This is a genomic window from Planctomycetota bacterium, assembly GCA_035384565.1.
Taxonomy (GTDB): domain Bacteria; phylum Planctomycetota; class PUPC01; order DSUN01; family DSUN01; genus DAOOIT01.
The window spans coordinates 1-12,166 of the sequence record DAOOIT010000111.1 but is presented as its reverse complement, the minus strand read 5'-3'; the positions used below and the strand labels follow the sequence as shown (position 1 = coordinate 12,166).

12 protein-coding genes are annotated in these 12,166 nt (G+C 69.3%); 5 read left to right on the top strand and 7 right to left on the bottom strand.

Going from position 1 to position 12,166, the window contains the following annotated elements:
- Positions 1 to 47: 47 nt before the first annotated feature.
- Together PLE19_22805 and PLE19_22800 are read right to left on the bottom strand one after the other, a co-directional pair.
- Entirely contained in the window at positions 48 to 881 is an 834-nt protein-coding gene (locus PLE19_22805) for a tetratricopeptide repeat protein (protein HPD17778.1), read from the bottom strand.
- A gap of 1 nt (position 882) precedes the next feature.
- Positions 883 to 1,938, bottom strand: coding sequence for a hypothetical protein (locus PLE19_22800; GenBank protein ID HPD17777.1), 1,056 nt, complete (start codon positions 1,936 to 1,938; stop codon positions 883 to 885).
- A gap of 655 nt (positions 1,939 to 2,593) precedes the next feature.
- Between PLE19_22800 and PLE19_22795 the strand changes: the two genes are divergently transcribed.
- From PLE19_22795 to PLE19_22780, 4 genes are all read left to right on the top strand, one after another.
- Positions 2,594 to 3,850, top strand: a complete 1,257-nt coding sequence (locus tag PLE19_22795) for an ATP-binding protein (GenBank protein HPD17776.1) — start codon at positions 2,594 to 2,596, stop codon at positions 3,848 to 3,850.
- A 101-nt stretch (positions 3,851 to 3,951) separates the two neighbouring features.
- Positions 3,952 to 4,299, top strand: coding sequence for a hypothetical protein (locus PLE19_22790; GenBank protein HPD17775.1), 348 nt, complete (start codon positions 3,952 to 3,954; stop codon positions 4,297 to 4,299).
- A 93-nt stretch (positions 4,300 to 4,392) separates the two neighbouring features.
- Positions 4,393 to 5,226, top strand: a complete 834-nt coding sequence (locus tag PLE19_22785; GenBank protein ID HPD17774.1) for a small multi-drug export protein — start codon at positions 4,393 to 4,395, stop codon at positions 5,224 to 5,226.
- Positions 5,227 to 5,229: 3 nt separating this feature from the next.
- Positions 5,230 to 6,006, top strand: coding sequence for a universal stress protein (locus tag PLE19_22780; protein HPD17773.1), 777 nt, complete (start codon positions 5,230 to 5,232; stop codon positions 6,004 to 6,006).
- A 1-nt stretch (position 6,007) separates the two neighbouring features.
- Here the strand turns inward: PLE19_22780 and PLE19_22775 are convergent, their stop codons facing one another.
- From PLE19_22775 to PLE19_22765, 3 genes are all read right to left on the bottom strand, one after another.
- Positions 6,008 to 6,307, bottom strand: a complete 300-nt coding sequence (locus PLE19_22775) for a hypothetical protein (protein HPD17772.1) — start codon at positions 6,305 to 6,307, stop codon at positions 6,008 to 6,010.
- Between the two features lie 188 nt (positions 6,308 to 6,495).
- The gene (locus PLE19_22770; GenBank protein ID HPD17771.1) at positions 6,496 to 7,287 is read right to left on the bottom strand and encodes an MBL fold metallo-hydrolase; all 792 of its coding nucleotides are present in this window, start codon (positions 7,285 to 7,287) and stop codon (positions 6,496 to 6,498) included.
- Between the two features lie 253 nt (positions 7,288 to 7,540).
- The gene (locus PLE19_22765) at positions 7,541 to 8,284 is read right to left on the bottom strand and encodes a class I SAM-dependent methyltransferase (GenBank protein ID HPD17770.1); all 744 of its coding nucleotides are present in this window, start codon (positions 8,282 to 8,284) and stop codon (positions 7,541 to 7,543) included.
- A gap of 303 nt (positions 8,285 to 8,587) precedes the next feature.
- Here PLE19_22765 and PLE19_22760 point away from each other — a divergent pair, with 303 nt between their 5' ends.
- Positions 8,588 to 9,913, top strand: a complete 1,326-nt coding sequence (locus PLE19_22760; GenBank protein HPD17769.1) for a PQQ-binding-like beta-propeller repeat protein — start codon at positions 8,588 to 8,590, stop codon at positions 9,911 to 9,913.
- Positions 9,914 to 9,928: 15 nt separating this feature from the next.
- Here the strand turns inward: PLE19_22760 and PLE19_22755 are convergent, their stop codons facing one another.
- Both PLE19_22755 and PLE19_22750 read right to left on the bottom strand, forming a co-directional pair.
- A complete protein-coding gene (locus tag PLE19_22755) occupies positions 9,929 to 11,023 on the bottom strand; it encodes a M14 family zinc carboxypeptidase (protein HPD17768.1) in 1,095 nt (364 codons plus the stop codon).
- A gap of 122 nt (positions 11,024 to 11,145) precedes the next feature.
- A partial coding sequence (locus PLE19_22750) for a hypothetical protein (GenBank protein ID HPD17767.1) occupies positions 11,146 to 12,166 on the bottom strand: 1,021 nt, incomplete at its 5' end.

Sequence of the window (12,166 nt, the reverse complement as noted above, 5' to 3'; positions counted from 1 at the left end):
CCCGAATCGGCGGCGTCGCAGCCTCACGCGGATTCTCGGACAGGCTCCTAGTCGGCCTTCTCGCGGAGGCGGCGGACGAGGGCCTTGTAGCGGGCCTCGTCGCGCAGGTTGTCGAGGTCGGCGTCCTTCTCCATCCAGCCGACGTCGCGGTAGCCGCACTCGACGGCGCGCTCGAGGGCGTCCAGGGCCTCCTCGATCTTCTTCATCCGGGAATAGGTGCAGGCGACGTTGTAGAGGACGATGGAGTTCTTGGGCTCGAGCTCGATGGCTTTCTTGTATTGTTCGAGGGCCTTCTCATACTCGGAGCGCTCGAGGTACGAGTTGCCGAGGTGGATCCTGACCGCGACGGTGTAGGGGTTGAGGCCATCGGTCTTCACGCCGGCTTCGAGGAGGGCCGCGATGCCCTCGTCGCCCAGGAGCACCAGTGCGCGAGCCGCCGCCTGACGCACCGCGTTGCTCGGGTCGGTGGCCAGGATGCGCTTGAGGGTGGGGATGGAGTCGCTCAGACCGACGATGGCCAGGTCGCGGCAGACCATCTCGCGCTGGCCGATGGGGCGCTTCTCGAAGCCGTCCATCAGGTCGCCGATGCGTTCCGCCAGCTTCGGCCCGATCTGCCAGTGGATGCGCCGCAAGGCCGCGAGGGCGCGCCAGCGGACCTCGGCGTCGCTGCCCTCGGCGGCCTTCTGGAGGGCGGGCACGGCCTTGGGGCCGAGGGCCACCAGGGCCTCGAGGGCCGCGTCGCGCGCCGCACAGGCCGGATCGCCGAGGCGCGGGACAAGGGCCGCCGGGTCGGCCGGCAGGGGAGGCTCGCCCGCGGCGCCCAGCGCGGCCGCGAGGAGGAGCACGAGAAAGGGAGGGGAAACCTTGGGGACGCGCGGCATGTCAACGAGGCCCTCGCTCGCCCTGCTCGCGCCACCAGGCCAGCCACAGAGCGGGGTCGAAGCCCAGGGGCTGCCGGGTGATCTGGCGGAGCAGGTCTATGATCTCGACGGTGGTCGTCTCGTCGCAGGCCTCCAGGGCGCGCAAGAGCGGCGGCACGGCATCGGCGCCCAGGTTGAGCAGAACTTCGCGGGCGCGGGCGACATCGCCGGCATCATCGGCCGCGAGCGCTCGGGCGAGGGCGTCGAGGTCGTTCGGCTCGAACTCCCGGCGTTCGTGCGGTGCGCCCTGGCCGAGGACCTCGACCATGAGCTTGCCCTCGCCGCGGGGCTTGGCGGCGGGGTCCTGGGGGGGCTGGAGGCGTTGAAGGAGCGCCTTCGCCCGCCACGCGACCTCGGGGTCCGCGCTCTGAGACGCGGCCTCGAGGGCTGGGCGTGCCGCGGCCCCGAGCGCGGCGAGTTCGCGTGAGGCGCGCTGGCGTTCGGCCCAGGCCGGCTGGCCCAGCGAAGCGATGAGCTGCTGAATGGCCTCGGGTGTGGCTGCCGGCCGACTGCCCGGGGCCTTGGGCCCGCGGATGGCGGCGAGGCGCTCGCGCGCGGCCTCGGCCCAGCGGGTGTTGGGGAAGCGCTCGAGAACCTCGGTGTAGAGCTGGCGGGCGGCCTCGAGGCCGTCGGCCTGGGCTCGGGCGCGCGCCGCCGAGGCATAGAGAACGCGCGCGGGGTCGGTCTGGGCGGGCTCCAACGCAATGTCGAGCAGCGACAGGGCATAGGTGGCGCGCCAGCGGACCTCGGCGTCCCGGCTCCGAGTGGCCTCACGGAGGGCCGGGCGCGCGGCGTCGCCCAGTGCCACGAGCTCGCGAAGGGCCTTATCGCGCGACTGCCAGTCGGTCGCTCCGAGCGCGGCGATGAGCGCGGCCACCGCATCGGGCTTGGGGGCAGGGGGCTGCTTGTCCTTGCGGGGCGCATCGGTGGGCGGCGGGTCCATCGGCACGGCACCCGCTGTGCCGACGGGCAACAGCAGCCAGGCCGTCATCAGCGCTCGAGTGCATGTGTTGGGCATTCTCTTCCCCAGTAGCCGTCATCTAAGTCCATTCTATATGAGTGTGCGCTGGGGAGTCAACAGCGCGCGTATGGTGTTGAGTGCTCCAGTGCGGGCTGAGAGCGGCACGACGAACGTCGCCGGCCGCACGAACCTCCCGCGGGTTGCGGACCCGCGGGAGGTTGGGATGGCTCTCCAATCCGCAAAGAAGCGGCCGCGGAGCGGCCAAGAGATGCGTCCCCACGCGGAGCGTAGGGACGAGGAGTGAGGAAAGGCCAAAGGACGCGTCCCGAAGCGGAGTGTAGGGACGAGGCGTGATTGCAGCGTCTCTCGCCCCTACGCTCTGCGTGGGGGCGAACATTGGGACGCTCCCGCGTCCAATAGGGACGAGGCGTGGCGCCATACTTGCTCAACCGAGAGGGGGAGAGATTTGAGCAAGTATGGGCGGAAAGGCCATAGAGCAGCCCGGATCGCCAAAGCGCCATACTTGCTCAACTCCCGGCGGCGAGAGAGTTGAGCAGGTATGGCGGCGCGTGTCTGGTTTCCAAGACAGTGCGGGCGAGCGGCAACTGAACCGCCAGGGCTGGGGGTCCTACTGGGCGAGGTGTGCGGCATTGATCCGCTGAGGGATTCCTGTATACTCCGACACGGGGCGGGAACGATGAGGAGAGGAGCCGTGGAGGCCCAGGACGGGCGGGTGCTGGCTCGGTTCCAGGTGATCAATGAGGTGAGCCAGGTGGCCCTGGGGCTCCCTTCGCGCGAGGGGATCTACCGGGCGGTCGCCGAGTCGATCGTGCGTCACTTCTCGTACTTCGAGGCCTCGGTGTTCGAGGTGCGCCCGGCCGAGGCGGAGGTGGTGCTCGTGGCGCAGGCCCCTCCGCGCGAGATGGACCGCGAGCCGGCGTACCGCCAGCCGCTGGAGGTGGGGGTGATCGGCCTGGCCGTGCGCGAGAGGCGGACCGTGATCGTGGCCGATGCTTCGAAGGACCCACGCTACGTGCAGCCGCCGGGCCGCGAGGTGCATTGCGCGTCCGAGCTGTGCACGCCCGTGGTGAAGGATGGGAATATCGTGGCGGTGATAGACGTGGAGTGCCGCGAGGCCGACTCGTTCGGGGAGAGCGACCGCCTGGCGCTGGAGGCCATTGCGAACGTGGTGGGGCTGGCCCTCCACGCCACCGACACGCACGAGGCCCTGGAGCGGCAGCTTGCGCAACTCCGGCAGGCCCAGTGCCAGCTCATCCTCAGCGAGCGGCTGGCGGACGTGGGGCGGTTGACGTCGCGCGTGGCGCACGAGATCCGCAACCCTCTCTCGACCATCGGCGGTTTCGGGCGGCGGATCCTGCGGGTGCGCGCGCTGCCCCCCCAGGCGGCACGCTACGCCACGATCATCGTGGAGGAGACCGAGCGCCTCGAGCGGCTGCTGGGGGGCATCATGGACTTTGTGAAGCCCGGCGAGCCCCGGAAGGTGCCCACGGACGTGAATCTGGCGCTCCAGCGCGCGCTCGTCCAGTGCGAGCCCGCGCGAGAGGGCAAACGGATTCGCGTGACGGAGAAGCTCGAGCCCGCCCTCCCTCCGATCCTCGCGGACGCCTCGCAGCTCGAGCAGGCGTTCGCGAACCTGATCCGGAACGCGTTCGAGGCGATTCCGAGGGCGGGCGAGGTGACAGTGGCCAGCGAGCGCGGCCGGGATGGGGTGATCGTGACCATCTCGGACACGGGCCGCGGCATCGAGCCCGAGCAACTCGCGAGAATTTTCGACCCGTTCTTCAGCACCAAGTCGGGGGGCACCGGCATCGGGCTCACCGTGGCCGCGAAGATTGTGGACGACCACGGCGGGCGGATCCTGATCGGATCGGAGCCGGGCAAAGGCACCCACGCCCGGGTGCGCCTGCCGCTGGGGCCTGCCTCGGACCGGGGTGAGGTGGCTGGATGACGGCGCTGCGCTCTGGCCGCGCGGTGTCCATCGCGCCCTTGACTGCGGCAGTGCCGCGTATACAATAGAGCGAGGATGTGATTCGGGAATCCCGTCGGAGCATGCCAGGAAGCGAGGGCAACATCATGTGGGGCCTCACAGGCGTGCGTATCGGGTTGAGGTGGGCCGTTTTCCTCGTGTGCCTGGGGCTGGCCCTTCCGTGTTTGGCGGGGACCTTGCGGGGCACGCTGCGGAGCGTGGACGCGGACCAACGGCGCATCGTGGTGACCGACAAGGATGGCGATGATAACCACATGAGCGTGTCCCGCACGGCGGCCATTTCGCTCAACGGCAGGAGGGCTGCCCTGGCGGACCTCAAGGCCGGTGACCAAGTGGTGGTGACCTTCTCCGAGGACCCGACGGGGGGAGCTACGGCCACGGCGATCGAGGCCTCGCGCTCGCCGAGGTAGCCTTTGAGCTGCCACCTTCGAGCTTCGGGCGGCCGGCCCGTCTGCCGGCCGGCGGTTCGGGGCTCTTTTCTTGCCACCGAGAGACCAGCAGCTATGAGCGTTGCGCCCACGCCCGGGGGACCACACGAGGGCCGGCTCCACCAACTGGCGGAGCAACTCGCCGAGTCGGACCCGAGCCTTCGCTTCCCGCGCCGCTTGCGCATTGCGATGACGGTGGGGCCGGTCCTGGGCTTCGGCGTGATCCTGCTGGCGGCCGCCCTGGTCTCAGGGTATGGGATGGTGATCTGGCTGAGCGGCATCGAGATCGGGAGCTTCATCGGCTTCGGCAAGTTCGTCATCTTCGGCGGCGTGGTGCGCGATGTGATCCTGAAGGTTTTCCAATACGTTCCGAAGACGGATCCTCCGAGCCCGTGGATTCTGGCAGGCACGGTGGTCTACGGCGACGTGGCCACGGCCATGGTGATGCTGGCCAACATGAGCGTGTTCCTGAGGATGGGGTCCTTAGGCCAGCGGCTGGCGGCCTGTCACGATGCGGGCTGGCGCGTGCTCCAGGCGAATCCCTGGATGCGTCGGATGGCGTGGGTGGGGGTGGCTGTGTTCGTGGCCGCCCCGTTCCAGGGGACGGGGGCAGTGATCGGGACGATTCTCGCTCGCATCCTGGGGATGTCGTGGTTCTCCACGCTTTCCGCCACGGCGGTGGGCTCGGGGGCCGGATGCCTGACGCTGGCCCTGCTTGGGCAATATGCGCGCGAGCGGGTGCAGGCGATTGCCGAACACCCCGTGGCCATGGTGGTTGCACTGGCGATCACCGTGGTCATTCTGGTGGTGCTAGGCCGCTGGTTCATCGGCAAGTCGTCGCAGATCCCCGCGGAACCGCACGACTCCGCTGGGGGCCCCCCGGCCTCCGGCGATGGAGAAGGAGGTTGAGGCATGCTTCGCTCGATTCTGGTGGAGACAGGCGACAGTCCCTACGCCGCGTCGGCCATGGCCACGGCGCAGTGGCTCGCCAAAGCGTTCCGCGCGCGGCTGTACGCCCTGACGTGCCTCGACTCGCGCTCGGTCGAGAGCGAGCACATTCGCCGGATGCTCGAGCAGCACACCGAGGCCCGGCAGGCGCGCCTCGAGGCGGAATGCCGGCAGGCCGGCATCGAGTGCGTCGCGCAGATGGAGGTGGGCGATCCGCGCGCCGCCGTGGCGCACCTGTCGCGGAAGGCGGACCTCACGATCCTGGGCTCGGCCGCCGAGAGCGACGAGTCGGCGGGGGTCTTCTCGGCCACGGGTTCGTCGCTGGCGCGCGAACTCGTACGCCATGCGATGGTCGTGCGCGAGACGCCGCCGACGTTCAAGCACATCGTCGTGGGCTACGCGGGCCAGGAGAACTCGTGCAACGCGCTCCAGCTCGCCGCCCACATCGCCGAGAAGGCGAAGGGCACGGTCCACGTCCTCAGCTCCAGCGCCGACCTGGCGAAGGCCAACGCGCTGCTCGACGTGGCCGTGGCCTACCTGGGGGCCTACAAGGTGAAGGCCGTGCCGCACTACACGACCCAGGAGGCTGGCGACGCCCTCTTCCAACTGGTGAACGAGGTGGGGGCCGACCTGGTGGCCATCGGCGCCCTGCGGCGCAGCCGCGTGACCATGATGGCCTTCGGCGACACGGCGTCGCGCGTGCTCGACAACTCGCCCGCCTCGGTGCTGATCGGGCGATGAGCTACGGCTTCTTGAAGAGGCGCTCGAACCTGTCGCGCGCCGCCTCGCTCTTCCTGGCCGCCTCCTGGGGCGACCAGCCGGCCGGCCTTTCGACGAACCGGAACTCCTCGCAGAAGTTCGGGTGGTCCTTGCGTCGAACCGGCTCGGTGGTGGCCAGTTGGCACTCGCTGGGCGCCGCGCGGTCGTAGAAGCGGCAGTTGAGGCACACGTAGACGTAGGCATGGCACCCCGTGCACGTGGCGTGGTAGCCCGGGCGCTCCTCGTCGGGCCACTCCCTGCCGCAGTGGTAGCAGAGTCTCATGGGCTTCATCCCCTGACGCAGGGCCAAACCGCCAAAGCCTATTCTCGCAGATCGCGCCTTCCTCATCAAGGCTTCCAGGGTGGAGCGGGTGGCCCGGAGCGGCCGCCTGGTTTCCCGGTTCCCAGCCGGCGGGGCCGCTCTTGAGGCGAGTGCCACCCCGCGTGGGGCGATGCTCGCCTCGGGCGGGCTCACGGGGCGATCAGGACTGGCTCCGACGGCTCGTGACGGGGCGCGACTTCCACCCTCACGCGGCCGTAGCCCGCCCCGTCGAGGACGCTCCAGACAGTGTCCTGGGCCAGCGCGGGCTCATTCCTATCCTTGCTCAGGTGCCCGAGCATGACGACGGGGGGCGGCGCGTGGCTGTGCTCGAATGCCTGCACCAGCAGTGCGCCGCACTTGGGGTTGCTCAGGTGGTAGTAGGCGTTGGGTTGAGGGTATCGGCGCAGAAGCTCGAGGTCGTGGTTGGCCTCGAGGTAGATGAAGTCCGCGTCGTCGAACCAGGCGCGAAGGCCAGCCCAGTCCCAGAAGTCGGTTGCCACGACGGCTTTGCTCGTGGCGCCCCGCTGCTGGCAGGTGACCTCGAAGGCGTAGGTGGTGCTGTCGGGATGGTGCGGCACCTCGAACGCCCGAACGGTGAACTCTCCGATCCGGAAGGGCTGTCCGGCGAAGCCGTGCAGGCGGAGGCCGCTGAAGGGCCTGCTGGCGAAGTGCCTGTCGCGGAGGGGGCGTGTCTGGGTGTCGGAGACCCACAGCGGCACGCCCAGTTCCTCGATGGCGCGGAGCGCGTAGTGGTGGATGTGGTCGGCGTGCAGATGCGAGACCACCACGCCGTCCGCCCTGGGCAGGATGTCGCCGAGGGTGCCCTTGCACCCCGACAAGGTGCGGAAGCCCGCGTCAATCAGCAGCGTGGTCGCGCCCGTCGTGAGCAGCAGGCAGTTGCCCGAACTGCCGCTGCGGATCGACTGGAAGCGGAAGGCCAAGAGAACGCCTCCGTTCAGGGCGTCAGGACGGACGAGCGGGAGCTCGCGGTGCCGGCCTCGGCCCGGTTCGGGTGCGTCCGGGCGAAGTCCTGCGCCATGAACTGCCCGCGCATCCGAGGGTGCACCGGGGGCCCCGCGTCGCTCGGCTGAGGTGGCCCCAGCCCTGTGGATGCCCCACGAGCGCGGTGGCCACGGAGCCACCTTGCGTTGGCTGGGCATGGGACGCGGAGCATTGGGGATTGCAGATCGGACTTCATCTGACCGAGACCTCGAGCCCCTCTCCGTCGAAGATCACGTTGAGGCTCTCGCGGAAATTCGCCTTGTCGCGCACGAAGGCGAAGTAGCGTTGGAGGCGGCCCGCGCCGTTGACGCTGTTGTGGGCGAGCACGAGGGCCCCGGGCGGCAGCTTGTCGAGTGCGGCCTGGAGGATCGTCAGGTAGATGCCCTTGCCGACCTCGGGCCCGCCGTCGGCGTCGAGGTAGAGCAGATGGATCGGCTCAGGGAAGGCGCGGCAGACGTCCACGGCGTCCGCCGCCACCACGCGGGCGATGCCCGTGGGGTCGAGCTTGCGCACGTTGCGCTCCGCCCGCTCGGCCTCCGTGGGCTTGATCTCGACGCCGAGCAGGTTCCTTGCGGTGTAGCAGGCGCCCGGCCCCACGCCGGCGCCCGCGTTCGAGATGAAGGTGTTGCCGCAGAAGACCCCGGCGGCAATCAGGTTGGCCGGCTGAGCGATGGCGTTGATGGCGTAAAGGAGGCGCTGCATGCGCGGGGTGATGGCCGTCCACGGAATCTCGAACTGCTCGGCCACGGCGCGTCGGTGGGCCAGCATCTTCGCTCGGTCGTAGCGGGTGTGGGGCAGGATGCCCGCCTCGCGGAGCGCCGCCAGCGCGGCGTCCACCACCGCGATCTCGCGTTCCGGCGGCTCCAGCTCGCGATGGGGCTCGCCGTAGCTCATCTTGTAGCTCTGCCAGTCGGAGGTTTCGAACGTTTGCGCCATAGGGGCCTCCCCAAGTGTCCGGCGCGCCTGCGAACTCCGCGAGCCCCTGGAACCGTGAGCCAGCGGCCACAATGGCCAGAGGCACCCGGGGGACGTGTGCCGGCGTGGGCAGGCCTGTATTCTAAGCCCGGCGCGGCGCCCAGATCAAACGCGGTTGACATCCACAGGCGATGCTGCGATGATCGCAAGGGGAGGCTCGCTCTGGCGTTCGTAGCGCGGCCATCAAGCCGTGCCCCGTGGCACGGGCTCGAGCTCGCACTGCGAACCTGCTCAGTTTCTTCGACGCTCGGAGGAGCAGGCACGATGAGGGTGTGCAAGGCGCTGATGCTTGGGTTCCTGGCCGTGGCGGGGGAGGCGGGCGAGGCGGCCCGAGTCGTCGCCTCGACCCAGCCCGGCTGGCCCCAGTGGCGCGGGCCGCGACGGGACGGCATCTCGGACGAGAAGGGCCTCCTCCAGGAGTGGCCCGAGAGCGGCCCGAAGGCGCTATGGAGCGTGCGCGACCTGGGCAAGGGCTGGTCGTCGCCCATCATTGCGAATGGCGCCCTCTACGTGACGGGCGATGTGGGGGAGGACCTGGTCATCTTCGCCTTCGACCTCCACGGCAAGCCCAAGTGGCAGGCGAAGAACGGCCGGTCGTGGAGAGGCTCGTATCCCGGCGCGCGGGGCAGTTGCACCTACGACGAGGGCCGCCTCTATCACATCAACGCCCACAATCGCATCGCCTGCCTCGACGCTGCCGATGGCAAGGAGCTTTGGGCGGTGGACGTGCTCCAGCGGTTCGAGGGGCGGAATGTTCCCTGGGCCATTGCCCATCACCCGCTGGTGGACGGCTCCCGCGTCATCGTCACGCCCGGCGGCAAGAAGGCGCTCATGGCCGCGCTCGACAAGAGGACGGGCGAGACGGCCTGGGCCAGCGAGCCGCTGGTCTTCGAGCGCACCGTGAAGCCCGGCGGGGGCGAACTCAAAGAGCCGCAGCAGGAGGCCGACGCCCCCGGCTACGCTTCGCCGCTTCTCTTTGAACTTGGCGGGCGGCGCCACCTGGTGAGCTGCTCGGCCCGCCATGTGTTCGGCGTGGACGCGGATACGGGCAAGCTGCTCTGGACCGCGCCCATGCCCACCCGCTATGAGGTCATCGCCAACACGCCGGTGCTCTACAAGGATTGCGTGTTCGTCACCGCGCCCGACTTTCACGGCGATGAAGGGGGCAGGCTCCTCCGCATCGTCGTCGAGGGCGAGGGAGTGCGAGCCGAGGAACTCTGGCGAACCGACCTGGACACTTGCCACGGCGGCCTCATCGCCCTCGGCGATGTGTTCTGGGGCTCGTGGTACCGCCGCTACGACGGTGTCGGCTGCATTGATGCCTTGACGGGCAAGACCCTGCACCGCACGAACGAGCTCTCGATGGGCTCGATGGCCTATGCCGACGGGCGGCTCTACTACCTCGCTCAGCGAGGCGTGATGGCCCTGCTGAAGCCCGACCCCAGCGACTTCCGCGTCGTGAGCCGGTTTGCCTTTCCCGGCGGCGAGGGACGCCGCAGCGACGTGTGGGCGCACCCCGTCATCCTCGACGGGCGCCTCTACCTGCGCCACCACGAGCTGCTCGTGTGCTACGACGTGAAGGCCCGGTGAAGCCGCCACGCCGCCTCAGAACTTCGCGGCAGGGTCCTTGGGGCGGAATCGGTACGCGACCCCGAAGAGGGCAATCTCGTCGAGGACGGCCAGGCCGATGTCGAGGATGCCTTGGTGGCTGTCGGGCAGGTTCTGCCAGCCGCAAGGGAACTCGACGGTGAGGGGCAGCCCGCCGCAGGCGTGGTAGACGGCGTCGCTCTGGTAGAAGACTTCGCCAGCGTAGAAGGTGGGGCGGCGAGGCATCTCGCGCTTGGGGAAGCCGTCCTTGTAGCAGCGCATGCCCACGCAAGCGGCAAGCTGGTGGACCTTCTGCTTGTAGTGCGTGGGGATGAAGGCGGAAGGGGCGTCCACCAGGCTGCCGTTGTTGGAGTGCGAGAGGACGATGCAGTCGGGCATCTCGCGGCGGCACAGGCGCAGGAGGGCGTCGGTCTCGGGCTGGCAGTCGGTCGCGAAGGGCGCGTCGTAGACGAGGTTCATCCCCGCGTCGTTATAGTAGGTGCCGAGAATCCGCACGCTGTCGGGCGGGATGGGGCAGGTGAGCTTGGCGGAGGGCCAGGTGAGGATCGTGCCGTCGCGCGTGAGGCCCTGGGACATCATCATGAAGTAGTCGGGGTCGCAGTTGATCCAGTGGACGTGGTCGAGCGCGCGCTCACGGCCGTCCACGTTGAGGATCGGGATGAGGACGAAGCGGTGCCTTCGTCCGTTCTCCGCCATCTTCGGCCATTCGCGGCCGAGGAGGTCGCGGCCCGTGACAAGGATGTTGAGGTAGTGGAGGGCGGCGACCGTGCCGTCCCACTCGGTGCCGTGTGCGGCGCCGACGAAGAGGATGGACTGGCGCTTGCGTTCGCCCTTGCCGTAGAAGGCCGTGGCGTCGCCGCCCGAGAGGGCGGAAGCGAGGCTGGCCGAGCTGCGGCCGGGCAGGTCCTCGCGCTCGCCCCAGGCGGCGGCGACGATGGGGCGGCCGCCCGCCGTGTGGCCGATCTCCTCGACCTTGACGCCGGCGAGGGACTCGAGGAAGGCGCGAATCTCCTTCGGCTTGGTGAGCCACCAGGGCGGAGCGGAGGTCGGGTCCATGCCGGGCGTGGGGAGGGGCTTGGCTTTGTCGGGCATCGGCTAGCTCTCCATAGCGTGACAGCCGCGAATCGAGGGAATCGAGCGAATCGGGGAAGAACCCGATGAGCAATCCGAACTGGGCATTTCTCCCTATTCGCGTGATTGGCGTGATTCGCGGTTTACATTGCCTTCTCCAGGTTGCGGCCGATGGCCTGGAGTTGGGCGACGAAAGGCTCGGGGATGAGGCCGGTGTTGAGAATCGGCACGTCCCAGGTCACGACGCCGCCCTTGCTGTTGACGTAACGAGTGTAGGCGGCGGCAAGGTCGTTGCCGAAGCGAGGGCGGTCCCCGCCGCACCAGGTGGCGCCGAGGTAGCTGAGGATGTGGTACTGCGCCTTGTGGCCTTTACGCTCGACCCAGCGGCCGGGGCAGGTGGGCAGGGCCTCGGCGATCTCGCCCGCCGTGTAGTCCTCGTGCTCGGTATGGCAGATGACGGGGACGAGCACGCCCGGGTTGAAGGCCACGATGGCATCGGGGTTGCCCGCCTTGAGGGCCGCGGCGAAGCTGGCGAAGTTCGGCTCGTCGGGGTGGCGGTACATCGCGTCGGCGAAGTAGCAGCCGTCAATCCACCAGCCACAGACCCGCCGCCCCCAGCGGAGCGACCAGTCGCGGCAGATGGCTTCCCAGCGTCGCTGGAACTCGGCGAGGCGTCCCCCGACGGGCTCGCCGGGCAGTTGCCAGCCGCCCTGGGCGCCCCAGAGCCAGCCGAGGCGCTTGCGCGCCGCGTGGTCGGCCGCCGGCGCGCCGCTGGGCAGGTAGACAAGCAGCGGGATACCGTGGCGCTCCAGGGCCTCGGCCAGTTCGGTCACGAGGTCGCGCCGTGAGCACTTGCTCGGCTCGATGCCCACGAGGCGGTCGTAGGTCGGGTTCGGCGCGCAGTAATGGCCCGAGTTCTGGCCGATCGTGATGAAGTAGTAGCCGCAGCCCGTCGAGACGAGCTGGGCGACCAGGCCCGGCACGTCGAAGGCATCCACCTGGGCGTTCCAGGCCTCGGCGGTCAGTTCCGCGCCGCCGGCGGTGCTGGGCGGTGCGCCCAGGTAGTGCGTGAACACGCCCCACTTCGCGTCGTGAAACCAGGCGGTGCTGCTAGGAGCCTGTCCAAGAATCCCCGTGGGCTGCGTTGCCGGCGTCAGCGGGCTG

Coding starts and splice junctions, on each gene's coding strand:
- PLE19_22785 (HPD17774.1), top strand. CDS start 4,393: ATGAGCGTTGCGCCCACGCCCGGGGGACCACACGAGGGCCGGCTCCAC.
- PLE19_22790 (HPD17775.1), top strand. CDS start 3,952: ATGCCAGGAAGCGAGGGCAACATCATGTGGGGCCTCACAGGCGTGCGT.
- PLE19_22775 (HPD17772.1), bottom strand. CDS start 6,307: ATGAGACTCTGCTACCACTGCGGCAGGGAGTGGCCCGACGAGGAGCGC.
- PLE19_22755 (HPD17768.1), bottom strand. CDS start 11,023: ATGCCCGACAAAGCCAAGCCCCTCCCCACGCCCGGCATGGACCCGACC.
- PLE19_22805 (HPD17778.1), bottom strand. CDS start 881: ATGCCGCGCGTCCCCAAGGTTTCCCCTCCCTTTCTCGTGCTCCTCCTC.
- PLE19_22800 (HPD17777.1), bottom strand. CDS start 1,938: ATGCCCAACACATGCACTCGAGCGCTGATGACGGCCTGGCTGCTGTTG.
- PLE19_22780 (HPD17773.1), top strand. CDS start 5,230: ATGCTTCGCTCGATTCTGGTGGAGACAGGCGACAGTCCCTACGCCGCG.
- PLE19_22760 (HPD17769.1), top strand. CDS start 8,588: ATGAGGGTGTGCAAGGCGCTGATGCTTGGGTTCCTGGCCGTGGCGGGG.
- PLE19_22765 (HPD17770.1), bottom strand. CDS start 8,284: ATGGCGCAAACGTTCGAAACCTCCGACTGGCAGAGCTACAAGATGAGC.